Genomic DNA, 23,432 nt, shown 5'->3' on the forward strand with positions numbered 1-23,432 from the left:
GCCGGGAGCCGAAGAGGAGCGTGGTGGAGCGGCCATGGGCCCGGCCTGTCGGTGACCTCGCCCGCAGGCAGGCCATCAGGTGTCGAGCAGGCCGGTCCCGGCCCGGCAACGCCGTACTGAGCAATCTAAGTCCGGCCCGTCGGCCCTGCACGTCGAGCGGCGCACGGACCCGTTCCGGCGCCCGCGGGGCCCATCTTGCCCCTCGGGCCGCGGCCTCGGGCCGCACCGACTGGCCCGCCTTCCGGGGCGAGGACGGGCACGTGCGGTCCCTGTCGTCCACCGCCTGGGAGCGCGCGGACTTCGTACGGGACCACCGGTACCGGTTCTGGGCGGCGGAAGCTCCCCGTGCCCGTACGGCTCAGCCCGCCCAGCGCCCGGACAGGAAGGTGACCGCGACGACCGCCGAGAGGGGCGCCGCCACCGCGAGGTAGGCCGTCGTCACGCGCGGCCTGCGCAGGCTCCAGGCCGCCAGCCCGGTCCACAGCGGCCACCACAGCAGCGTCGCGCGCGGCAGCGAGGTGTACCAGTACGAGGTGCCCAGCGCCCACAGGCTCAGCGCGATGTACACCGCCTCCGCCCAGCGCCGCCGCCTCAGCAGCACCCCGCACAGCACCAGCCCGACGACCATGGTGAGCAGTTCGGCCTGGCACATCAGGGCGTACCCGGTGGACTGGGAGTGCCCGAAGGCGGCGTGCCAGGTGTTCTGCCACGCCTCCCAGGGGGAGTGGAAGTCGCGGTACCAGCCTCGTTCCTCCGCGTGCTTCCAGGCCATCCAGTCGCCGGTGTGCGCGTGCAGGTACCAGCTCTGGAGCAGCGGCGGCAGGGCGGGCAGCGCCAGCCAGGGAGCCCGTCGCCAGTGGCCGGGGGCAGCGGCGGCGCGGGCGGTCGCCAGGAAGTGGACCGCCAGGGCCGCGGCGAGGAACAGCCCGCTGACCCGGACCGTGGTGGCCAGGCAGACGAGGACGGCCGCCCGCGCCCACTCCTGGCGCCGGGCGGCCAGCCAGGCGGGCAGCGCGAAGGCCAGGAAGAGCGCCTCGGTGTAACCGGCGGCGAGGAAGACCGCGCACGGCGACAGCAGGAAGAACAGCGCCGCCCGCGGCCCCGCCCCGCCCCGGGACGGGTGCGGCGGGTACGACCGGGCGATCCTCCCCAGGGCGAGCACGGCGACCCCGCCCGCGACGAACGAGATCAGCGCCCCGGCGGCGGGCCAGCTCGGCACGACGGTGTGCACCGCCCGCAGCAGGAACGGGAAGCCGGGGAAGAACGCCTCCCGGTTGTCCCAGCCCGCACTCCAGGGCCCCTGCCCGTCCGGGAAGTACCCGGACCGGGCTATGCGCAGGTAGTGCCACCAGTCCCAGCGCTCCCACGAGGAGAAGAACGAACCGGTGTACCGGGCCTTGCCGTCGTCGGCGAACAGCCACCGGGTGCAGTACGCGGTGGTCCACACCCCCACCCGGGTCAGCAGATACAGCCACAGCACCTCGCGGTCGGCCGCCCCGAGCCACGGCGCACGCTTCCCCCCGGCCTCTTCGGCCGCCACGGCCGTCGGGGACGCCGGACGCTCGCGCTGCCGGGGCGGGACCAAAAGACTCACGGCACATCTCCTGCCTTCGGGGGTGGGGGGGGGTTACGACGGCGGCAGGGTGGCGCTCCGGCTCGGGCCGTCCTGGCCACCCGGGCCGCCGGGCGCGTCCGACGGGCTGTCACCGCTGGTGGGCGTGTGCGTGGGAGGGGAGGTCCGCGGGGCCGTGGTCTGCGGCGGAGTGGTCTGCGGTGCAGTGGTCCGCGGCGGGCTGGTCGGCGGTGAGGTGGTCCGCGGCGAGGCGGGCGAGGAGGTCGACGGCGTGGGTATCGAGGGCGACGGGGAGGGCTTGGGCCGGGGCGAGGGCGTGGTGGCCGGCACGCTGGTGCCCGGACTGTCCGGCAGCAGCGAGACCACGGCCGCGCCCGTACCGGAGAAGACCAGGCAGGCCGCGACGGCCAGGCCCACCGTCCGGTTCCGCCGCACCCGCTCACCGCGCGCGGTGATGTACGAGGGCGGCGCCGACCGGGCACGGGACTGCCCGGCCGCGGCGGCCTCCTTGAACAAGGACCTCAGCGGGTCGTTGGGATCAGACACAGGGTCCCTCCTCGGTGCGCGGATCGTGCAGACGGTGGGAGAGAGTGGCCCGGCCCCGGGCCAGATGCGTCTTGACGGTGCTGGCCGCCAGGCCGGTCTCCGCGGCGATCTGTTCGACGGTCAGATCGCAGACGTAGTGCAGCGCCAGCGTCCGGCGCTGCTTGGGCGGCAGCCCCCGCAACGCCTCCACCAGCGCCACCGATTCGGTCCCGGGCGGCTCCGCGTGCGGCGGCGCGCCCCTGCGCAGCCAGGCGTCGGCCGCCCGCCTGCGCCCCCGCCACCGGCTGACCGCCAGCCGCCAGGCGACCGTACGGACCCACGCCTCGGGCTGCCCGTCACGGTCGAGCTGGCGCCGCCTGCTCCACCCCTTGACGAAGGCCTCCTGCACCACGTCCTGCGCCTCGTGCTGGTCGCCGAGCATCACGAACAGCTGCCCGGTCAGCCGGGCAGCCGTCTGCGCGTAGAACTCTTCGAACTCCTCGACGGTCAACAAAAAACTCCTGGCTCTCCCGTATCTCACCCCTCATACGCCCGGCCCCCACCATCCGGACGACACGAACCCCGAAAAACCGGAGTGACCCCGCTCACACCCTCACCGCCTCCCGCCCCGTTCCGGCCGACCAGCCGACCGGGTCGGCTCAGCCTCGCTCCGGTGCCACTTCCGCCGGCCGGGCGCCCCCGCCTCCGTCCTGGCTCCCAGCCGCGCGCAGCCGCCGGATGGCCGGCACCGCGAGCAGGAGCCCCGCGCAGACCAGCCCGAGCGCCGTGGCCAGCACCATCAGCGTGCGCTGCCCGGTCACCGAGGCCAGCGGACCGGCCAGCGAACGGCCCAGGGCCATGGAGAGCAGCGACCCGGCGACGTCGTACGTGTACACCCGGTTGAGCAGCTCGGCGGGGATCTGGGTCTGCACGGTGGTGGCCCAGATGACCGACCAGTACGCCAGGCCCGCACCGGCCAAGGCCCAGCCCGCCGACAGCACGACGACGCCGGGACCGAGCGCGGGCACGATCGGGTAGAGGGCGAACAGCGCCCAGCCCGCGGACCCGGCGGCCAGCGGCCGTTCGCTGCGCACCTTGATGGCGGCGATGCCGCCGAGCACCCCGCCCGCGCCGAAGGCGGCCATGCCGATGCCGAGCGCGGTGGACCCCAGGCCGTTCACGACGAGATCGGCCCCGACCGGCAGCGAGACACCGGCCACGAAGCACCCGTACAGCAAGAAGATCGAAATGACCCCCCACAGCCAGGTCCGGGACCTGAATTCCTGCCAGCCGGTGACCAGTTGGCGCAAGAAGGAGTCGGTCCTCGCGCCGTCGCCGGCGGACGGGCCCAGGCGCAGGGCGAAGAGGCACCCGGCGCTCAGCGCGTACGTTGCCGCGTAGACGGCGAAGACGGTGGCCGGGCCGGAGAGGCCGACCAGGAGTCCGGCGAGCGCCGGGCCGAGGACACCGGCCGCCGACTCCGCCACCCTGAGTACCCCGTTGGCCCGCTGCACGTCGTCGGCGACCTGCGGGACCATGCTCGCCACGCCGGGCTGGAACAGCGCGGTGGCCGCCCCGCTGAGGAACTGGAGGACGACGACCCCGGCCAGCGAGGTCGTACCGGTGGCGAACAGCACCGCCATGCCCGCCTGGATCGTCAGCCGGACCAGGTCCGCGAGAACCATCATCCGGCGCGGGGTGAAGCGGTCGGCGAGCACTCCGCCGAAGAGCATGCACAGGGCGAGCGCGGCCATCCAGGCGCCGAGCGCGTACCCGACGCCCGACGAGCCGTACCCGGCGTCGATCAGACCGACGGAGAGGGCTACGGGCAGCATCGCGTCGCCCAGCAGGGAGCCGGTGCGGGCGCCGAAGTAGAGGCGGAAGTTGCCCGTCCACACGGATGCCGCGGGCGGCGCCGCCCCGTTCCGCCCGGTCGTGGTGCCGCTCATGCGGTCCCACGCCTTCCGGGGCGCCCGGACGCACCGGTGGCATCGGCCGCGTCACCGCTCCCGCCCGGGGCGAACCCCGGCCGTGCGGCACTGATGATCTCCACGGTTCTCCTTCGGGGAAGTGCGACTGGTTCGCGTACGACAGGACGGCGCGGGCCCGTACGGCCCGCGCCCTTCCCGGTTTCCGGGCAGCGTACGGAGGGCGCCTGGTCGCGCGGCCAGAACGAATCCATAGCCGAGACGGCCGCCACGGACCGCGTACAGAACCGGAAGAACCCGCGCTGACCTGCGGCGACGCGTCTCCACCGGAGGACCCTTTGACCGGGGCGGCAGAAATCGCGGCGCCCTCGCCGACGGACCGGTACGCCCTTGGCGGTGGGCCGGTACGCCCTCAGCGGGCCCGCAGGTCCCGGAAGCCCGCGAGACCCATGCCGTCGAAGATCAGCAGCGCCCGGCGCCAGTGCCCGAACGAACCGCCCCGGTCGCCCAGCACCCGGCACGCGTCCCCGAGCACCAGGTGGCTGCGCGCCTCGCCGGGCCGGTGACCGGTCTCCTGGTGCAGGGCGAGCGCCCGCCGGGCGTCGTCGAGCGCCCGCTCCGGCTCGCCGAGGACCACCCGCGCCTGCGCCAGGACATTGAGGGCGGAGGCCTCCAGCACCCGGAACCCGGCCTCCTGGGCGAGGGCCAGGGCCCGGTGCGCGGTGGCGTGCGCGTCCTCGAAGGCCCCCAGGCGCAGCCGCACGGCGGCCAGCCCGACCAACGCGGACACCTGGGGATAACGGTCGTCGACCACCTCCGCCAGGTCCAGCGCCGACCGGTATCCGGCCGAGGCTCCCGCCAGGTCCCCGGCCCGTTCCCGCGCCACGCCCAGCGAGAAGTACGCGTTGGACTCGAGACGCCGGTTGCGCACGGACCGCGCGGAGTCCAGCGCCGAACGCGCCAGCCGCGTCGCCGACGCGTGGTCGCCCCGGTCCGCGTGGGCCGAGGCCAGACAGCTCAACGCCACCGTCCCGCTGGCCTTGTTGCCGCTGATCCGGTGCACGCGCAGGGACTCTTCCACCACCCGGATCGCGTTCAGCGGGCGGCCCATGGCCCGGTGAACGACCCCCAGGTTGGTGTGTGCGACGGCCTCGCCGCCCAGCGCGCCCAGGTCCCGGAAGATCCGGGCGGCCTGCGTGTAGTGGGCGACGGCCTCCGGCAGCCGCCCCAGCTTCCAGCCGATCAGCCCCAGGTTCATCAGGTCGTCGGCCGCGCCCGCCCCCTCGGTCTGCCCGGACAGCCCGCGCGCCCTCAGGAACAGCCCGGACGCCGTGCGCATCGCGCCGTTCTCCTGGTGCGCGGCCCCGATCCGGCGCAGCGCGGCGGCCTGCCCGTCGGCCCAGTCGGCCGAGGCGGCCAGTTGCAGCGCGTCGGCGTACTGGTCCTGGGCCGCCGCGTTGTGCCCCTGTGCCCAGTGGCAGTCGGCGATCCGCAGCCGGGCCGCCGACCGGGCCCTGAGGTCCCCGTCGGCGGTCGCCGCCGCGAGCCCGGCCTCCGCGACCGCCAGGCACTCGGTGGTGTACGTGCCCTGCGAGAGAAAGCCGTGCAGCGCCTCCGCCAGCCGCCAGGCGGTCCGGTGCTCCCCGGCCTCCGCAGCGGACAGCACCGCGCCGATCAGGTTCTCGCGCTCGCTCTCCAGCCATTCGGTGGCCCGTTCGGTGTCGGCCGCGGTCCGCTCCCCGGGGGCTTGCGGGTACAGGACCAGCGAGGCCTCCCGGGCGCCCCGCGTGTACCAGTCGAGCAGCCGCCGTCGCGCCCCGCGCTCGTCGTCGGCGACCAGCTCGCGCGCGTAGGAGCGGAGCAGGTCGTGCATGCCGAACCGGCCGGGGCCCGGCTGCTGGACCAGATGGGCGTGGGCCAGCGTCCGCAGCAGCCGCCCGGCCTCGCCCGGGGCCGCGTCGGTCAGCGCCGCCGCGCCGGGTGCGGTGATGTCGGGCCCCGGGGCGAGCCCGAGCAGCCGGAACATGCGCCGGGCGGGCCCGGACAGCGCCTCGTACGAGAGGCGGAAGGCGGCCCGTACCGCGGACCGTTCGTCGTCCTCCAGCCGGAGCCCGCCGAGCGGGCCGCCGTCCGCGAGCTCCGCGCAGTACTCCGCGATCCCGAGCGTCCGGCGGGCGAGCAGCGCGGCCCCGGCGATCCGGAGCGCCAGCGGCAGCCGACCGCACAGCCCGGCCAGCTCCGTCACGGCGTCCGGCTCGGCGGCCACCCGTCGCTCGCCGAGTACGCGGGTGAGCAGGATGCGGGCCTCGTCCGGGCGCAGCACGTCCAGGCCGAGCGGTCGGGCCCCGTCGTTGGCGACGAGCCCCGAAAGGTGGGTGCGGCTGGTGACGACGGTCCGGCAGTCGCCGTCGCCCGGCAGCAGCGGACGCACCTGGCCGGCCCCGGCCGCGTCGTCCAGCACGATCAGCAGCCGGCGGCCCGTGAGCAGGGTGCGCAGCAGCGCGGCCGCCTCGTCCTCGTCGGGCGGCACCTGCCCCGGAGCCACCCCCAGGGACCGCAGGAAGCGGGCCAGGACGTCCACGGGGCGCAGGGCGGGCAGCGGCGAGTGGCCCTGGAGGTTCACGAAAAGCTGCCCGCCGGGGAAGCGGTCGCGGTGGGCGTGGGCCCAGTGCAGCACGAGGGCCGTCTTGCCCGCGCCGGGCGGACCGATCACGGTCACGATCGGGGTGTGCCCGGCCGGGTCGTCGTCCAGCAGCGCGTCCAGCTCGCGCAGTTGCCGCTCGCGGCCGGTGTACCAGGAGGTCCCGTACGGCAGTTGGGCGGGTGGCACCGGGGCTCCGGTGGGCCGCGGGGCATCGGCGTGCTGCGGAGCTTCCTCGTGCTCCGGGTCTCCGGGGTGTGCGGGACGGGGCAGCTGCCGACGCAGGACGCGTAGATGCGCGTCGCGGATCTCGTCGCCGGGGGAGATGCCGAGCTGATCGTCGAGCCGGTCCCGGAAGGCGGTGAACACCTTGAGCGCGGCGGCCTGTTCGCCGCAGGAGGCGAGCGTGAGCACCAGCCGGGCGTGCACCCCTTCGTGCAGCGGGTCGCCGCCCGCCACCGGCCACAGCAGCCGTACGGACTGCTCGGGGCGGCCCAGCTCCAGGGCCAGGTCGGCGTGGTGCAGAGCGGCCTCGGTACGGCTCTCCGCGACGGCGACGGCGGCCGGATGCTGCTGCAGCCCCGGATCCAGGTCCGCGAACAGCGGGCCGCGCCAGCACTGGAGCGCGGCCGTCAGCGAGTCGAAGGCCGACTCGCGGGAGCCCGCGCCCCGTAACCGCTCGGCGCGGGCCACCAGCTCCTGGAAACGCCCCAGGTCCGTCTGGTTCCGGTCGGCCCGGAGCACGTAGCCGCCCGGGACCCGCTCCACCCCGGGACCCCCGGGGCGCGACCCGTCCGGCGCCAGGCTCCGGCGCACCTGGCTGACGTAGGTGTGGACCAGGCTCCGGTACGAGCTGGGCGGACCGGCCGGCCACAGCGCGTCCACCAGCTCCTGCCGGGTGACCGGCTGCGGATGCCTGAGCACCAGCAGTCCGATGGTCCGCCGCAGCATGGGGCGGGCGACCAGCACCTCGCTGCCGCCCCGCCGCACCGCGAGCGTGCCGAGCACGAGCAGCCGCAGCTCCCCGCCCGCCCGCTCCGCCTCTCCCCGTACGGCGGAACGCAGGGACGCCGCCTCGGCGTCGGTCAGCCCCAGCGCGGTGACCAGCCGTCGCACCGTGCCCGACTGCGGCTGCCGGACCCGGCCGTTCTCGATGTCACGCAGCGCCCGCGTACTCATCCCGGCCCGGGCCGCCAGCTCGCGCTGACTCAGTGAGGCACGCACGCGCAGCGACCGGATCCAGCTTCCGGCCGGGCCGGAAATGATTTCCGAGACTTCTTGCGAAATTCCCTTCCCTGCCGAGAACCGGTCTGTCACGGAGCGCCCCTGTTCATGGACTTCGACGATTCCGGAGTATTGGTCGGAGCGATACGCGCAAACGGTCGAACCGGCATCAAACCGCCCGTCGGGGAAAAGACCCAAGAATAATAAAGGGATTTTCACCGGATGAGGAATGCCCCGGACGGACCGTGAGGGATGACGAGGCGCCCGGTGCCACCGCCCAAAAGCGCGGCAGCAGGGCAGCGGGATCAGGCTCCTCGCGCGTACGCGGGTAGCAGGTGGCGAGCGTCTGCCCTCGGGCCCGCAGTCCGGGACGGTCCCTCTGGAGAAGAACCGCCCGGCGGCCCGCGTCCGAGCCGGCCGATATGGGACATGGCGCCCGGATATCCGGCCCGTATTCCCGCTCGCACGCGGGAGCGGACCCATTTGCCGCGCTGTGCCGTTCACGTCGGATGCGAGTGCGTGAGGGATTTTCACATTGCCGGGTCGATCCGCTCCGGAGAACCGACCGCGCCCAAGCGGATTACGCAAGCGGCCGGTCGGGCCCGCCCCCCCCGCAGGAGCAAGGGCCCCTCGGACGAGCCGGCGGCCCGTCGCCCGCAGCGGCGGGCACCCGGTCGTCCCCGGCCGCGCGCTCGCCCGCGCCGTGGCACGTGTCGCGCCGTCATGAAGGAGGCCGTGTCCGGGCGGCGGGTCCGCACAGGCCGGCGGATGCCCGGAGCCGAACAGCGAAGCGCCCACCCGGCCGGAGCCGGATGGGCGCTTCTTCGCAGATCCACGGGCTTGCGCCCGCTGCTGCTGTCGGTAGGCCGTGTGGGACTCGAACCCACAACCAACGGATTAAAAGTCCGCTGCTCTGCCAATTGAGCTAACGGCCCCTGACGCATCACCCCTGAGCATAGCCCGCCGGGGCCCGGCGGCCGATCGGGTATCGGCCATCGGGCCCCGGCAGGGCGAAAATCCGCGGACCTTCAGCAGGTCATCGGGCTCGGGTGTCAGCCGTTGCGCTTCCAGCGGGGCTTGTCGTCGCGGCGGCCGAAGGAGCTGCTGCCGGAGCCGCGGTGGTCGTCACGGCGGCCGGTCGGGCGGTCGCCGCCGCCGGAGCGGAAGCCGCCCGAGGGGCGGTCGTCGCGGCGGTCGCGGTTGAACGGGCGGTCACCACCGCTGGAGCGGAAGCCGCCGGAGGGGCGGTCGTCGCGGCGGTCGCGGTTGAACGAGGGGCGGTCGTCGCGGCGGTCGAAGGACCGGCCACCACGGTCGTCCCGGCGGTCGTCACGACGGTAACCACCGCGGTCACCGCCACGGTTGTCGCGGCGCTCGAAGTTGCCCCGGTCGTCCCGGCGCTCGTCACGGGCGGCGGGCTGCTCCGGCACGGAGACGGCGGCCTCGGCGGCGGCCTCCGCCTCGGCGGCGGCCTCGGCCACCGCGGCCTCGGGGTCCTCGCCCCGCTCGCGCGCGGCCCGGGCCACCAGACGGTCGGCCTCCTCGCGCAGCTCACCGGCACGGCGCTGGACGCGCTCCAGCTGCTTCGTCAGGTCGGCGACCTCGCGCTCGGCCTGACGGGCGGCGTTGGCGGCGGAGTCGGCCTGGACCTCGGTCAGCGAACGGGCACCGGTGATCTCGGCGACCTCCGGGTCGAAGGCGCCCGCCCCGCCCACGATGTGGCGCGATGCGTCGACGCCCGCGTCCTCCATCAGGCGGAAGATCTGACGGCGCTGGTGCGGCAGCGCCAGCGAGACCACGACACCCGACTTGCCGGCCCGGGCGGTACGGCCCGAGCGGTGCAGGTAGTCCTTGTGGTCACCGGCCGGGTCCACGTTCAGCACCAGGTCGATGCCGTCGACGTGGATGCCGCGGGCGGCGACGTCGGTCGCGACGAGCGCGTTGACGTAACCGTCCTTGAAGTCCGCGAGCACCCGGGTACGGGCGCCCTGCGTCATGCCGCCGTGCAGCGCGTCCGCCTTGACGCCCGCCTCGACGAGCTGCTCGGCGATGCGGTCGGCGCCCAGCTGGGTGCGGACGAAGATGATCGTGCGGCCCTTGCGGGCGGCGATGGCGGAGGTGACCGGCGCCTTGTCCTTCGGCTTCACGACGAGGACGTGGTGCGTCATGGTCGTGACGTTGCCCTGGGCGCTGTCGACCTCGTGGCTCACCGGGTTGTCCAGGTAGCGCTTGACCAGCGTGCCGATCTCGTTCTCCATCGTGGCGGAGAAGAGCATGCGCTGACCGCCGGCCGGGATCTGGTCCAGCAGCTCGGTGACCTCGGGCAGGAAGCCCAGGTCGGACATCTGGTCGGCCTCGTCGAGGACGGCGACCTGGACGTTCTCCAGGGAGCAGGCGCCCCGGTTGATGATGTCGCGCAGCCGGCCCGGGGTGGCGACGAGGACGTCGACACCGCGCTCCAGCGCGTAGATCTGGTTGCCCATCGACGTACCGCCGCAGACGACCTTCATCTTCAGGCCGAGCACGTCGCCGTACGGCTGGAGCGCGTCCGCGACCTGCATCGCGAGCTCACGCGTCGGGGTGAGGATGACGGCGCGGGGCTTCTTCTTCTCGGTGTGCCCGTCGGCCAGCGCGGCCAGGGTCGGCAGACCGAAGGAGAGCGTCTTGCCGGAGCCGGTACGGCCGCGGCCCAGGATGTCCTTGCCGGCCAGGGCGTCCGGGATGGTCGCGGCCTGGATCGGGAACGGGGCCGTCACACCGTTCTGCGCGAGCTTGCGGACGATGCCCTCGGGCAGGCCCAGGTCGGCGAAGGTGATCGTCGGCTCGGCCGGAGCGTCCTCGGTGTCGTCACCCTCCGACTGCTCGACCTGCTCGGCCTGCTCGTCGCGCTCGGTGTTCTCGACACGCTCGGCGCTCTCGGCGCTCTGAGTGTTCTCGGGGTTCTCGGTCTGCTCGACCTGCTCGACGTCTTCGACGTTCTCGGGCAGGACGGCGCGGTCAGAACTGGAAATTGACATGCGAAATGCGAAACCTTCCGGAGTCTCGGCACGCGCCCGTAACTCCGTGATTCGCAATTTCGACCGCCTCAATGCGGTCCAGCCACGGCAAGGGAGAGTACGCGCCACACGGCGCGCTTCTGTTTCGGCGCCGGGCAATGGGATCAAACGATCTACTACCATACGCACTCCTCCCCACATCGCGCAAACCGGCCTTCCGTGACCTGCGCTACACCGGCTCCGTCCGAGGAAGGGCCCCGGGCTCCCGCGCCGCTGCCGGACCCCGCTCGAACCCCGGTGCCTCGCCGCGGACCTGGGCGGCGGGCGAGGCGGACGGCAGCGGCGGGGACCCCGGCTCCTCCGGCTCGGGTGAGCCCGGCGGCTCGGGCGCCTCCGGCCCGGACGAATCCGGCGGCTCGGGCTCCTGCGGCACCCCGGGCCCCGGCTTCGATGACGACGGCTTCGGCACCGGCGCGCCCCGCGGCGGCTCGGCGCCGCCGTCCGCCCCCGCGCCCGCCCCGCCGCCCGGGAGCGCGCCCCCGGGCGTGGCCGAGGAGGCGGCGGCCCCGCCCGGCCGCGGGGAGTGTTCGGCCTCCCGCTCGGAGTGCGCCCCCGTCCCGCCGACGGCCCGGACCCGCCCGGTGCCCTCCACCGTGCCGCCGTCCGGCCGGGCCGCGCTCCCACCGTGCCCGGGCGACGGTGACGGTGACGGGGAGGGCGAGGGCTTGGCGCCGCCCTCACCGATGCTCATGCAGCCGGTGGACGCGGCGACCGTCACGGCGACGACGGCCGCCCAGCGGGCGGGTGCGGGCAATTGGCGCACGGGAGGCACCTCCGGGGTACGGGGAAGAGAGGGGAGCGGCGCGGCAGGAGAAAGGGGTGGGCGCCGTGCCCAACTCCCGCCACCCCGCCGGGGACACGCCCCACCCCTCCCGGCCGCCCGGAAACGGTCCTCCGCGACGGGTCCTCGGCGACGCCTCTCCGCGGCGGGCCCCGCGCGACAGGTACGCGTGACGGCCCCGCGTGACGGCCCCGCGTGACGGGTCCGCCACGACCGGCCCCGGAACCGGCGCTTCCCGCCCTGCCTCGAATCGGCCCGCCCGGAATCGGCGCGGCTCGCGGACAATGGCCGTGTGCTGGAGATGACGCGAGAAGCCTTCGAAGAGCTGGTGTCCGACGCCCTGGACACGATCCCGCCCGAACTGACACGGATCATGGACAACGTGGCGGTCTTCGTGGAGGACGAGCCTCCGGCCGACGATCCCGAGCTCCTGGGGCTCTACGAAGGGACTCCGCTCACGGAACGGGGCGAGTGGTACGCCGGGGTCCTCCCGGACCGCATCTCGATCTACAAGGGCCCGACGCTGCGCATGTGCGAGACACCGGACGAGGTGGTCCACGAGGTCGCCGTGACCGTGGTCCATGAGATCGCCCACCACTTCGGCATCGACGACGAGCGCCTCCACGAACTGGGCTGGGGCTGATCCCGGACGGGCTCGCCGGGTCGCCTCCGCGACCTCCCGCGCGCCCGCGCACACCCCCTGCGGGCGCTCGCGGTAAACCGTTTTGGCGATAGCCGCCGCCATCCCATATGCTTCTCACGTCCCCGACGCGCCGGAAGGTGCGCAGGTGGGCCCTTAGCCCTCATCGTCTAGTGGCCCAGGACGCCGCCCTTTCAAGGCGGTAGCACGGGTTCGAATCCCGTTGGGGGCACGCTTTACCGTGTGCGAGACTTGTCTCGCACATTAGCTTGGTCCTGTGGAGCAGTTTGGAGTGCTCGCCACCCTGTCAAGGTGGAGGCCGCGGGTTCAAATCCCGTCAGGACCGCTGCAGCTCCTGGTGAGCTGCGTGGCTGGGTAGCTCAGTTGGTACGAGCGATCGCCTGAAAAGCGATAGGTCGCCGGTTCGATCCCGGCCCCAGCCACCACCCGAAGGCCCCGTCCGGTGGACGGGGCCTTCGTCGTGTCAGACCTCCTCCCGGTCCGCGTCGTTCACGCCCGCCCGGCCGCGCCACGCCCGTACCGCGAGAATCACCAGCACCACCGCGACCACGGCCACCAGGGCCATGGCGTCCGGTACCCGCTCCCCGACCCGCTGGGCCCACTGCTCGACGGCGAACGAGTCGTCCACGTCCAGCAGTCCGGGCAGCGCGGTCGTCCCGTCGTACACGAGGAACAGCGCGCCGAGGGCGATGAAGAAGAGTCCGGACAGCAGGGTCGTGGTGTGCAGCTCGAAGCGGCCGAGCCGGAAGGCCCGGCCGCGCAGCCAGGCCCGGCGACCCAGGTCGAAGCGTTCCCAGAGCAGCGCGAGCACGAAGAGCGGCACCGCCATGCCCAGGGCGTAGACGGCGAGCAGCAGCCCGCCGTAGACCGGGCTGCCGCTGACCGCCGCGACGGTGAGGACGCTGCCGAGGATCGGGCCCGCGCAGAAGCCGGCCAGTCCGTAGACCGCGCCCAGGGCGTAGACCGACAGGGCGGTGGTGGGGCGGATGCGGCCGCTGAGGGCGGCGATCCGGCGCGAGGCGAACCCCAGGCCGACGATCTGGGCGACGCCCAGCGCGATGATCAGCCAGCCGGCGCCGAGGACGAGCGCGTCCCGGTGCCGGTAGAAGAGCCGCCCGGCGAACGAGCCCGCCGCGCCGAGCGGGACCAGGGTCGTGGCCAGCCCGGCGTAGAAGATGCCGGTACGGGCCAGCAGACGTGAGGCGGAGCTGACGGAGTAGGCGAAGAAGGCGGGCAGCAGCAGGGCGCTGCACGGGCTGACCAGGGCGAGCAGCCCGCCGAGGAAGGCCGCGAAGTAGCCGATGTCCGCGGTCACTTGTCGCCGTCCGCGACGCCGTCAGCGGTGTCGTCCGCGGGCTTCTTCCCGCTGTCCTTGCCTGCGTCCTTGCCTGCGTCCTTCTCCGAGTCCTTGCCCGCGTCCTTCTTTGCGTCCTTCTCCGAGTCCTTCGCGTCCTGCCGCGCGCGGGCCTTCTCGGCGGCCGCGTCGATCGCCCGGGTGAAGGTCTCCATGGGCTGGGCCCCGGCGATCGGACGGCCGTTGACCAGGAACGACGGGGTGGAGGTCGCGCCGATCCCGTACCCCTGCTCCTGGTCCTTCGACACGGCGGCGTACGCGGCGGGGCTGTCCGCGTCCCGGACGAAGCGGTCGAGGTCCGCGACCCCGGCCTCGCGGGCGAGCGCCTTCAGCCGGTCCTTGTCGAAGCCCTTCTCCTTGGCCCCTTCGGCGTACGCGGCGGCGTGGAACTGCCAGAAGCGGTCCTGCTGCCCGGCGGCCCAGGCGGCGCGGGCGGCGGCCTCGGACCCGGCGCCGAAGATCGGGAAGTTGCGCCACTCGATGCGCAGGGTGCCGTTCTCGACGTACTTCTTCACCAGGGCGGGCTCGGTGTCGCGGGCGAACTTTCCGCAGTAGCCACACTTGAAGTCGGCGTACTCGATCAGCACCACGGGCGCGTCGGCACGGCCCTGCGCGAGCTTGTCACCGGCGTCGCGGCGGGCGAGCTTCTCCAGCTCCGGATAGACACCGGCGTCCGGGTCGGCGCTGACGTCGGCGATCGAGGAGGAACCGGAACCCGTTCGGTCGGGGGCGGTGGCCCGGTACGAGACGAAACCGAGCAGGGCGGCGGCGAGGACGACACCGGCGCCGTAGAGCAACGGCTTGCGGGACGCGGGCTTGCGCGCGGACGTGGGCGCGGACGGGGAAGGAGAAGGGGATGCGGACATGCGTGACTCCATGCGGAAAGAAGGGGTGGAAGGGACCGGTGGGGCGGTCGTCCTACACCCTCAGCACGGAGAGCTCGACGGGGGTGGGCGCGGCGGACACGGGGGCGCGCCGTATCGGCCGGGCGGGCGGGTGGACCGGTGCTTGTCCGGTGGCGGCGGGCAGCCCCCATCCGGCGAGGCCGGGCGCCTGGTCGTACGCGGACCGGGACCGGCCCGGGAGGGAGGGGGCGTCGTCCTGCTTCCTGGTGCGGCCGCAGCCCGGGAGCGGGCGCCGGCCGGAGTCCGCCGCGACCACCGGGGCGTCCGGGGCATCCGGGTCCGCGTCGGCCGCCGCGTCCGTCGCCGCGCCGGCCGCCGTCGGGAGCGCGGCCGACGCGACCGGCTTCGCCGCCGAGTCGGTGACCGAGGCCCTTCCCGGTCCGCAGAACAGTCCCAGTACGACCGCGAGCACCGCCGTCAGGCAGTACCACTGCGTACGGGACACGGCGACCGGCCTTTCCGGACGGGGGCGACGGCTGACGGGGGCGACGGCTGGGGCTACGGGCGGGGGCGGCGGGTGATCAGCTGCCCGAAATGGTACGTGCTGTGATCCGGCCGCTCCGAGGGGTGCCCGGAAGGTGACCCGGACCGCACGAAATGCGTTCGCCGTTCTCCGCGCCCGGGTGAGATCCTGGGCTCCGTATGTCTACTTCCTTCGCTGATCTCCAGAACCGGCTCGGAGAGATCTCGCTCCGCGACGCGCACCGGCTCGGCCGCCGTCTCGAAGGGGCGCGCCGCATCCGTAAGCCCGAGGCCCGGCAGGCCGTGCTGGACGAGATCGCCGCCGAGGCCGGCAAGGCGGCCGAGCGGCTCTCGCTGCGGGCCGCCCGCGTGCCCGCCGTGTCCTACCCGGAACAGCTTCCGGTCAGCCAGAAGAAGGACGAGATCCTGGAGGCGATACGCGACCACCAGGTCGTGATCGTCGCCGGGGAGACCGGCTCCGGCAAGACCACGCAGATCCCGAAGATCTGCATGGAGCTGGGGCGCGGCGTCCGGGGCATGATCGGGCACACCCAGCCGCGCCGGATCGCGGCCCGTACGGTCGCCGAGCGCGTCGCGGACGAGCTGAGTACGCCGCTGGGCGAGGCGGTCGGCTGGAAGGTACGTTTCACCGACCAGGTGAACCCCGACGCGACGTTCGTGAAGCTGATGACGGACGGCATCCTCCTCGCGGAGGTCCAGACCGACCGCGAGCTGCGCGCCTACGACACGATCATCATCGACGAGGCCCACGAGCGGTCGCTGAACATCGACTTCCTGCTCGGCTATCTGGCCCGGCTGCTGCCCAAGCGCCCGGACCTGAAGGTCGTCATCACCTCCGCGACGATCGACCCCGAGCGCTTCGCCCGCCATTTCGGCGACGCCCCGATCGTCGAGGTCAGCGGCCGTACGTACCCGGTCGAGGTGCGCTACCGCCCGCTGCTGGAGGAGGACGGCGACGACGCCGACCGCGACCAGATCACCGCGATCTGCGACGCCGTCGACGAGCTCCAGTCCGAGGGGCCCGGCGACATCCTGGTCTTCCTCTCCGGCGAGCGGGAGATCCGCGACACCGCGGACGCGCTGAACAAGCGCAACCTCCGGCACACCGAGGTGCTCCCGCTGTACGCCCGGCTCTCGCACGCCGAGCAGCACCGGGTGTTCCAGCGCCACACCGGGCGGCGGATCGTGCTCGCGACCAACGTCGCCGAGACCTCGCTGACGGTCCCCGGAATCAAGTACGTGATCGACCCGGGCAGCGCCCGGATCTCCCGCTACAGCCACCGCACCAAGGTCCAGCGGCTGCCGATCGAGCGGATCTCGCAGGCCAGCGCCAACCAGCGCAAGGGCCGCTGCGGCCGTACGTCGGACGGCATCTGCATCCGGCTGTACTCCGAGGACGACTTCCTGACCCGGCCGGAGTTCACCGACCCGGAGATCCTCCGTACCAACCTCGCCTCCGTCATCCTCCAGATGACCGCGGCCGGTCTCGGCGACATCGAGAAGTTCCCCTTCATCGACCCGCCGGACCACCGCAACATCCGCGACGGCATCCAGCTCCTCCAGGAGCTCGGCGCGCTGGAGCAGGGCGAGAAGTCCGCGGGCGAGAAGAAGGGGCAGCGGCTCACCCAGCTCGGCCGGCAGCTCTCCCAGCTGCCCGTCGACCCGCGCCTGGCCCGCATGGTCATCGAGGCCGAGCGCAACGGCTGCGTCCGCGAGGTCATGGTGATCGCGTCGGCGCTCTCCATCCAGGACCCGCGCGAGCGGCCCTCCGAGAAGCAGACGCAGGCCGACCAGCAGCACGCCCGCTTCAAGGACGAGACCTCCGACTTCCTGGCCTTCCTCAACCTGTGGCGGTACATCCGCGAGCAGCAGAAGGAGCGCGGCTCCTCCAGCTTCCGCCGGATGTGCAAGCAGGAGTACCTGAACTTCCTGCGCATCCGCGAATGGCAGGACATCTACTCCCAGCTGCGCACGGTCGCCAAACAGATGGGGATCGGGCTCAACGAGGAGGACGCGCCGGAGCAGGCGGTGCACGTCTCGCTGCTCTCCGGGCTGCTCTCGCACATCGGGCTGAAGGACACCGAGAAGAACGAGTACCTGGGCGCGCGCAGCGCCAAGTTCGCGATCTTCCCCGGTTCGGCGCTCTTCAAGAAGCAGCCGCGGTTCGTGATGTCGGCCGAGCTGGTCGAGACCTCCCGGCTGTGGGCCCGGGTCAACGCCAGGGTCGAGCCGGAGTGGATCGAGCCGGTGGCGCAGCACCTCCTCAAGCGCACCTACAGCGAGCCGCACTGGGAGAAGGACCAGGCGGCGGTGATGGCGTACGAGCGGGTCACGCTCTACGGGGTCCCGATCATCGCCCAGCGCAAGATCAATTTCGGCCGTATCGACGCCGAGACCTCCCGCGACCTGTTCATCCGCAATGCCCTGGTCGAGGGCGACTGGCGGACCCACCACCAGTTCTTCCACGACAACCGCAAGCTCCTCGGCGAGGTCGAGGAGCTGGAGCACCGTGCCCGGCGCCGCGACATCCTCGTGGACGACGAGACGCTCTTCGACTTCTACGACCGGCGCATCCCCGAGCACGTGGTCTCCGGGGCGCACTTCGACTCCTGGTGGAAGCACAAGCGCCGGGACGAGCCGGACGCGCTGGACTTCGAGCGCTCGATGCTCATCAACGAGAAGGCCGGCGCCGTCACCAAGGACGACTACCCGGACTCCTGGCGCCAGGGGAAGCTCAAGTTCAAGGTCACGTACCAGTTCGAGCCGGGCGCGGACGCCGACGGGGTGACCGTCCACGTCCCGCTCCAGGTGCTCAACCAGGTCACCGCCGAGGGCTTCGACTGGCAGATCCCGGGCCTGCGGGAGGACGTGGTCACGGAGCTGATCCGCTCGCTGCCCAAGCCGATCCGCCGCCACTACGTCCCCGCGCCGAACTACGCCGACAAGTTCCTCGACCGGGCCGTACCGCTCCAGGAGCCGCTGACGGTCACGCTGGCCCGCGAGCTCCAGCGGATGGTCGGCGTCCCGGTCACGGCCGACGACTTCGACCTGGACCGGGTACCGGACCACCTGAAGATCACGTTCCGGATCGTCGACGAGCGGCGCCGCAAGGTGGCCGAGGACAAGGACCTGGAGGCGCTGAAGCTCCAGCTGCGCCCGAAGGCCCGTCAGGCGCTCTCCAAGGCCGCAGCGGCCACGGCGGGGCCCTCGGGCGAGTCGATCGAGCGCTCGGGCCTCACGGACTGGACGATCGGCACGCTGAACAGGCTCTTCGAGACCCGGAGGGCGGGCCAGCCGGTCAAGGCGTATCCCGCGCTGGTCGACCAGGGCGACACCGTCGCCGTACGGCTCTTCGACACCGAGGCCGAGCAGCAGCAGGCGATGCGGCTGGGCACCCGGAAGCTGATCATGCTGAACGTGCCGGTGAATCCGGCGAAGTTCGTCTCCGACCAGCTGACGAACCAGCAGAAGCTCGCCCTGTCCCGCAATCCGCACGGCTCCGTCCAGGCGCTCTTCGAGGACTGCGCGACGGCGGCGGCCGACCGGCTGATCGGCGTCCACGGCGGCCCGGCCTGGGACGAGGAGTCGTACCGGAAGCTGTACGACAAGGTGCGCACCGATCTCGTCGCGCTGACCGAGCACACGGTGAAGCAGGTCCAGCAGGTGCTGGCCGCCTGGCAGTCCTGCGAACGGCGCCTGAAGGCGACCAACAGCCTGGTCCTGGTCGACAACGTCGCCGACGCCCGCGACCAGCTGGCCGCCCTCGTGCCGCCCGGCTTCGTCACGAGGACCGGGCTGCGCAGGCTGCCCGACCTGATGCGCTATCTGGTCGCCGTGGACCGCAGGCTCCAGCAGATGCCGACGGCCGCCCAGCGCGACACCACGCGCATGGAGAAGGTCCACGAGATGCAGGACGAGTACGCCTGGCTGCTGGAACAACTGCCGCAGGGCAGGCCCGTGCCGCAGGAGGTCCTGGAGATCCGCTGGATGATCGAGGAGCTGAGGGTCAGCTACTTCGCGCACGCCCTGGGCACCGCGTACCCGGTCTCCGACAAGCGGATCGTGAAGGCGATCGACGCGGCGGCACCGTGAAAGGGACCGACCGGACGGGCTGTTTCGGGCGGTACGACAGGCCGTTCCGGGCGTGACCGGGCCACCACCTTCGGTGAGTTCGACCTGAGCCTCTGACCTGCTGTACAGTCTGTCTTCGCAGCCAGCCGCAAGGCCGGAAGCGAAAAGCCTGGTCCTGTGGAGCAGTTTGGAGTGCTCGCCACCCTGTCAAGGTGGAGGCCGCGGGTTCAAATCCCGTCAGGACCGCAGTAACGAAAGCCCGGATCCTTCTGGATCCGGGCTTTCGCGCGTTCCGCCCCGTGGTTGGTGACGGGTGACCGGTGGCCGTGCTCGCGGTCCGTGGTCACCGGCCTGCCTGTGGTCGGCGGTTGGCGGCCCGTGGAGGGGAGGACGGCTGTCATGGCCCGTGCTCCCGTGCTTTCGCGCTTTTGTGCTCCGCGGACCTGCCGTTGGCCGCGGAGCGCTTGGCGGCCGGCCTTCTCGTCCCGTTCGGCCCGCCCGGATCCCGACCCGCCCGCCCTTCGGCCTCTGTAGCCCGCCCTGGGGCCCGCGACGGCTCGCCGTGCCCGGATTCCGCTCCGAGTGGCCGAACGCGCCCGTAGGGGCCCTGTGTGGCTTTCCGGGAGCCAGGGACGAAAGTCCTGCGGGTGGGTGACCAATGGCAGGCCGTTCCGCCCCCTCGCGGTGGCAGGCTCGTACATAACAAGGCTCAGGCAGTGTGACGGGAGTCACCAAAGCAGTTTTGCGGAGTGGGGATCTTACGCCCGCCCTACAAGTAGCGAATTTAATATGTGCAATTGCACCTCCCGGATGAGGGTGCGGCAAGACAGTTTCCGATCGCCCGATCTGACCTCCTCGATCGTGCTGGAACAGTCCCGAACGGACTCGCTCAAACCCGCACCCGGTCCGAACAGAAACAGGACGCACGGTTTCCTGTGGCGGCCCGTACGGACCCCTGTGGACCGCTGTGACGCGTACGACCCCGCGCGGGCTTCCGGCGGCAGCTCCGGCGGTCCGGCCCGGCACCCTTTCCGCGCGCACAAAAAAAGATCGCGCTGGACCCGGCGGAGTCCAGCGCGATCGAATGACGCACCTGCGTTTCACAGGTGTGGCGCCCGTTGGGGCGGGCGCCCGTCATGTGGAGCCATGGGGTGGGCCCGTACGAGTTGGGGGACTCGGAAGGCCCGGGTGGAGCGGCGTGGCAGGGGGTGTGTCAGGCCTCGCTGCGCTGCTGCGGAATACCCGCAAGCAGTGCGCGGACCTCTGCCTCGCGGTACCGGCGGTGTCCACCGAGCGTGCGGATGGACGTGAGCTTGCCGGCCTTGGCCCAGCGGGTAACCGTCTTCGGGTCCACGCGGAACATCGTGGCAACCTCAGCCGGGGTCAGCAGCGGCTCGGCATCAGGGGTGCGAGCGGTCATGAGCGGCCTCCTCGGGAGAACCGAACCATCTCGGTTCTTTCCTCTAAATTCTGCACCTTGACCCGCGTTGCCCGAAATGGCGGACGCGGGCCGAGTCGGTTATAGGACGAACGGCTTGTCCTCGGCACTACAACTACACCATCCGTCCAGCCACGTCGGCCAAACCGATGGAATTGCCCTCCCAGGTGTTCATCAGCGACGGAAGCCGATGGACCATGCCATAGCGGACAGTCACTCTTCAGTGACGATCAGTCACAGAGTGATCAGGAGCCATCAGACCCCCCATAGCGTGCAATGCTGAGCATTCCGCCCTTAGTTGGACGGAGAGAGCCCTCCCCGGGCTCCTTGTCCTATTTTGGCATGAGGAGTGGGTAAGGGCGCAAGAGCCCAGATAGTGCAGTCCATCACGCTTGAGCCAAAGGCCCGGTTCGGGACGTAGGTCCCACGACCGCAGGAGTGTGATTCTGCCTCTTCAGCCCCACAGATCACAGCGAAGAGCGAGCGCGCTGCCTCCGGGCCGCCCTCCGACCACCCTCCGACCGCCTCCGAACCGCCCTCCGACCGGCTCTGAGCCGCCCTCCGACCGGCTCCGAACTGTCTCCGCGCCCGGTCAGTTGGCGAACTGACGGTCTCTCACCGCACGCCAGCGCTCGGCCAGCCGCCCGTACGCCTCGCCCGCCGCGTCGGTGTCACCGGCCCGCAGCGCCGCGATGCCCTCCGCCACATCGGCCGCCGACCGGTCCGCCGCGAGCTGCTCGGCCGGGAGCGCGTGCACCAGGCCGCCGTAGTCCAGCTCGACCAGGGCCCGCGGATGGAACTCCTCCAGCCAGCGCCCCACGTCGACGAGCCCCTCGGTCAGCGAGCCCTCCGCCACCGAGTCCCGCAGCGTCCTCAGCCCGCGGGCCAGCCGGCGACGGGCCTGCACCATCGGCGTCCGGTATCGCAGCACCGGCGCGGCCCCGTCCCCGCCCGCCGTGTGCTCGCGTTCCTCGTCGTCGAAGAGCACGAACCACCGCACCGGCACCTGCCACAGCGCGGAGCGGATCCACGGCCTGGCATCCGGATTCCGCTCCGCCCATCGCTCGTGGTCCGCCGCCGCCTGCCCGCGTACCACCGGCGGCAGCACCGCGTCGAGCACCGGCCCGGGGAACAGCTCCGCCAGCTCCTCCATCGCCAGCCAGCCGCGCAGCCTGGTCCGCCACGGGCAGACGCACACCACCCCGTCGACCTCGGCGACGAACGCGTCCCCGCTCTCGTGCGCCGGTACGGCGGCCGGCGGGGTGGCCGCCAAATCGGCCAGCGAGCGGCGCAGTTCGTCCTGGGCCGTGGGTGTCCCGGGCTGTCCGGCGTACCGCGCCCAGTGCGTGCGCTCGGGCTCCGGGAAGGCGGCCAGCGGCTCGTACACCCGGAGATAGGACGCATAAGGGACAAGTACCGAAGACACCACCGACATGCAGCAGATCGTGTCACGCCCGTACTCCGCCGGGGGGTGATCCGGGGCAGGACGGCCGATCCGCGCCCCCGCAGGACATACCCTCTTGCCCAGTCGGACCGGCCGTGCCGGTCCGGCCGCGGCCCTCCCCACCTTCAGGAGGGTCGTCGCCGCTTCGTAATTGGGAGTCACCACAGTGACCGATGTGACCGGCGCGCCCGTCGACGTACTGCACACCCTGTTCCGTTCGGACCAGGGTGGCCACGAACAAGTCGTGATATGTCAGGACCGGGCCAGCGGCCTCAAGGCCGTCATCGCGCTCCATTCCACCGCCCTGGGCCCGGCCCTCGGCGGCACCCGTTTCTACCCGTACGCCTCCGAGGCGGAGGCCGTCGCCGACGCGCTGAACCTCGCGCGCGGCATGTCGTACAAGAACGCCATGGCCGGGCTCGACCACGGTGGCGGCAAGGCCGTCATCATCGGCGACCCCGAGCGGATCAAGTCGGAGGAGCTGCTGCTGGCCTACGGCCGGTTCGTGGCCTCGCTCGGCGGGCGTTACGTGACGGCCTGCGACGTCGGCACCTACGTCACCGACATGGACGTGGTCGCCCGCGAGTGCCGCTGGACCACCGGCCGTTCGCCCGAGAACGGTGGCGCCGGCGACTCCTCGGTGCTCACCTCCTACGGCGTTTTCCAGGGCATGCGGGCCTCCGCCCAGCACCTCTGGGGCGACCCGACGCTGCGTGGCCGAAAAGTAGGGGTCGCCGGAGTCGGCAAGGTCGGGCACCACCTTGTCGAGCACCTGCTCTCGGACGGTGCGGAGGTCGTGATCACGGACGTCCGCGAGGAGTCCGTACGCCGGATCACCGAGCGGCACCCCGAGGTCTCCGTCGTGGCGGACACCGAAGCGCTGATCCGTACCGAGGGCCTCGACATCTACGCGCCCTGTGCGCTCGGCGGCGCGCTGAACGACGAGAGCGTCCGGGTGCTCACGGCCAAGGTGGTGTGCGGCGCGGCCAACAACCAGCTGGCGCACCCCGGCATCGAGAAGGACCTCGCGGACCGGGCGATCCTGTACGCGCCCGACTACGTGGTGAACGCGGGCGGGGTCATCCAGGTCGCCGACGAGCTGCACGGCTTCGACTTCGACCGGTGCCGCGCCAAGGCCTCGAAGATCTTCGACACCACGCTGGCGATATTCGCACGTGCGAAGGAAGACGGCATCCCGCCGGCCGCCGCGGCCGACCGGATCGCCGAGCAGCGGATGGCCGAAGCGCGCCGGAGCTGACGGTGCCGGACGCGTCACCGCGCGTCCCCGGCGCCCCGCGGGACCCCTGTGGTCCACCGACCCGCCGACCGGCGAGAGAAGACTCACGCC

15 protein-coding genes and 5 tRNA genes are annotated in these 23,432 nt (G+C 72.4%); 7 read left to right on the forward strand and 13 right to left on the reverse strand.

Features of this window, described 5'->3' with window-relative positions; genetic code table 11:
- Positions 1-358: 358 nt before the first annotated feature.
- The 8 genes from ACFCV8_RS12165 to ACFCV8_RS12200 form a co-directional block, all read right to left on the reverse strand.
- Positions 359-1,594, reverse strand: a complete 1,236-nt coding sequence (locus ACFCV8_RS12165) for a mannosyltransferase family protein (protein WP_376685217.1) — start codon at positions 1,592-1,594, stop codon at positions 359-361.
- 33 nt (positions 1,595-1,627) lie between these two features.
- Positions 1,628-2,119 carry a hypothetical protein gene (locus tag ACFCV8_RS12170; protein ID WP_376685218.1) on the reverse strand — a complete coding sequence of 164 codons (492 nt, stop codon included), beginning with the start codon at positions 2,117-2,119 and terminating at the stop codon, positions 1,628-1,630.
- Positions 2,112-2,609: a SigE family RNA polymerase sigma factor gene (locus tag ACFCV8_RS12175; RefSeq protein WP_376685219.1), complete on the reverse strand. Its 498-nt coding sequence runs from the start codon at positions 2,607-2,609 to the stop codon at positions 2,112-2,114. Before ACFCV8_RS12175 ends, ACFCV8_RS12170 begins: the two co-directional genes overlap by 8 nt.
- A 148-nt stretch (positions 2,610-2,757) precedes the next feature.
- Positions 2,758-4,047 (reverse strand): MFS transporter, encoded by a 1,290-nt coding sequence (locus ACFCV8_RS12180; protein WP_376685220.1) that lies wholly within the window; start codon positions 4,045-4,047, stop codon positions 2,758-2,760.
- 391 nt (positions 4,048-4,438) lie between these two features.
- Positions 4,439-8,374: a BTAD domain-containing putative transcriptional regulator gene (locus ACFCV8_RS12185; protein WP_376685221.1), complete on the reverse strand. Its 3,936-nt coding sequence runs from the start codon at positions 8,372-8,374 to the stop codon at positions 4,439-4,441.
- A 379-nt stretch (positions 8,375-8,753) separates the two neighbouring features.
- Positions 8,754-8,826, reverse strand: a tRNA-Lys gene (locus ACFCV8_RS12190).
- Positions 8,827-8,943: 117 nt separating this feature from the next.
- Entirely contained in the window at positions 8,944-10,908 is a 1,965-nt protein-coding gene (locus tag ACFCV8_RS12195) for a DEAD/DEAH box helicase (protein WP_376685222.1), read from the reverse strand.
- Between the two features lie 208 nt (positions 10,909-11,116).
- The gene (locus ACFCV8_RS12200) at positions 11,117-11,710 is read right to left on the reverse strand and encodes a hypothetical protein (protein WP_376685223.1); all 594 of its coding nucleotides are present in this window, start codon (positions 11,708-11,710) and stop codon (positions 11,117-11,119) included.
- A 310-nt stretch (positions 11,711-12,020) separates the two neighbouring features.
- Here ACFCV8_RS12200 and ACFCV8_RS12205 point away from each other — a divergent pair, with 310 nt between their 5' ends.
- The 4 genes from ACFCV8_RS12205 to ACFCV8_RS12220 all read left to right on the forward strand — a co-directional run bounded on the left by ACFCV8_RS12205 (position 12,021) and on the right by ACFCV8_RS12220 (position 12,814).
- Positions 12,021-12,371: a metallopeptidase family protein gene (locus ACFCV8_RS12205; RefSeq protein WP_376685224.1), complete on the forward strand. Its 351-nt coding sequence runs from the start codon at positions 12,021-12,023 to the stop codon at positions 12,369-12,371.
- 156 nt (positions 12,372-12,527) lie between these two features.
- A tRNA-Glu gene (locus ACFCV8_RS12210) sits at positions 12,528-12,600 on the forward strand.
- Positions 12,601-12,639: 39 nt separating this feature from the next.
- Positions 12,640-12,714 (forward strand) — tRNA-Asp (locus ACFCV8_RS12215).
- A gap of 23 nt (positions 12,715-12,737) precedes the next feature.
- Positions 12,738-12,814 (forward strand) — tRNA-Phe (locus ACFCV8_RS12220).
- A gap of 38 nt (positions 12,815-12,852) precedes the next feature.
- On the opposite strand, the gene ACFCV8_RS12225 is transcribed toward ACFCV8_RS12220, so the two are convergent.
- The 3 genes from ACFCV8_RS12225 to ACFCV8_RS12235 are packed head-to-tail and all read right to left on the reverse strand — an operon-like array spanning position 12,853 to position 15,093.
- Positions 12,853-13,704 carry a cytochrome c biogenesis CcdA family protein gene (locus ACFCV8_RS12225; protein WP_376685225.1) on the reverse strand — a complete coding sequence of 284 codons (852 nt, stop codon included), beginning with the start codon at positions 13,702-13,704 and terminating at the stop codon, positions 12,853-12,855.
- Positions 13,701-14,609 (reverse strand): DsbA family protein, encoded by a 909-nt coding sequence (locus ACFCV8_RS12230; protein WP_376685226.1) that lies wholly within the window; start codon positions 14,607-14,609, stop codon positions 13,701-13,703. Before ACFCV8_RS12230 ends, ACFCV8_RS12225 begins: the two co-directional genes overlap by 4 nt.
- Before the next feature lie 52 nt (positions 14,610-14,661).
- A complete protein-coding gene (locus ACFCV8_RS12235; RefSeq protein ID WP_376685227.1) occupies positions 14,662-15,093 on the reverse strand; it encodes a hypothetical protein in 432 nt (143 codons plus the stop codon).
- Between the two features lie 197 nt (positions 15,094-15,290).
- On the opposite strand from ACFCV8_RS12235, the gene hrpA reads away from it, so the two are divergent.
- Both hrpA and ACFCV8_RS12245 read left to right on the forward strand, forming a co-directional pair.
- Positions 15,291-19,223 carry an ATP-dependent RNA helicase HrpA gene (gene hrpA, locus ACFCV8_RS12240; protein ID WP_376685228.1) on the forward strand — a complete coding sequence of 1,311 codons (3,933 nt, stop codon included), beginning with the start codon at positions 15,291-15,293 and terminating at the stop codon, positions 19,221-19,223.
- A 150-nt stretch (positions 19,224-19,373) separates the two neighbouring features.
- A tRNA-Asp gene (locus ACFCV8_RS12245) sits at positions 19,374-19,448 on the forward strand.
- Positions 19,449-20,415: 967 nt separating this feature from the next.
- On the opposite strand, the gene bldC is transcribed toward ACFCV8_RS12245, so the two are convergent.
- Both bldC and ACFCV8_RS12255 read right to left on the reverse strand, forming a co-directional pair.
- Positions 20,416-20,622 (reverse strand): developmental transcriptional regulator BldC, encoded by a 207-nt coding sequence (gene bldC, locus ACFCV8_RS12250; RefSeq protein WP_003949541.1) that lies wholly within the window; start codon positions 20,620-20,622, stop codon positions 20,416-20,418.
- 610 nt (positions 20,623-21,232) lie between these two features.
- Entirely contained in the window at positions 21,233-22,075 is an 843-nt protein-coding gene (locus tag ACFCV8_RS12255) for a hypothetical protein (RefSeq protein WP_376685229.1), read from the reverse strand.
- 175 nt (positions 22,076-22,250) lie between these two features.
- Between ACFCV8_RS12255 and ACFCV8_RS12260 the strand changes: the two genes are divergently transcribed.
- On the forward strand, positions 22,251-23,342 hold the full coding sequence (locus ACFCV8_RS12260; protein ID WP_376685230.1) for a Leu/Phe/Val dehydrogenase: 1,092 nt from the start codon (positions 22,251-22,253) through the stop codon (positions 23,340-23,342).
- Positions 23,343-23,432: the final 90 nt, after the last annotated feature.

The sequence above is a fragment of the Streptomyces sp. NPDC056347 genome (assembly GCF_042262625.1).
Lineage (GTDB): Bacteria > Actinomycetota > Actinomycetes > Streptomycetales > Streptomycetaceae > Streptomyces.

Bases quoted from the DNA above. Each gene is read 5' to 3' on its own strand.
- ACFCV8_RS12180 (WP_376685220.1), bottom strand. From the start codon at position 4,047: ATGAGCGGCACCACGACCGGGCGGAACGGGGCGGCGCCGCCCGCGGCA.
- ACFCV8_RS12185 (WP_376685221.1), bottom strand. From the start codon at position 8,374: ATGGGTCCGCTCCCGCGTGCGAGCGGGAATACGGGCCGGATATCCGGG.
- ACFCV8_RS12195 (WP_376685222.1), bottom strand. From the start codon at position 10,908: ATGTCAATTTCCAGTTCTGACCGCGCCGTCCTGCCCGAGAACGTCGAA.
- ACFCV8_RS12230 (WP_376685226.1), bottom strand. From the start codon at position 14,609: ATGTCCGCATCCCCTTCTCCTTCCCCGTCCGCGCCCACGTCCGCGCGC.
- hrpA (WP_376685228.1), top strand. From the start codon at position 15,291: ATGTCTACTTCCTTCGCTGATCTCCAGAACCGGCTCGGAGAGATCTCG.
- bldC (WP_003949541.1), bottom strand. From the start codon at position 20,622: ATGACCGCTCGCACCCCTGATGCCGAGCCGCTGCTGACCCCGGCTGAG.
- ACFCV8_RS12255 (WP_376685229.1), bottom strand. From the start codon at position 22,075: ATGTCGGTGGTGTCTTCGGTACTTGTCCCTTATGCGTCCTATCTCCGG.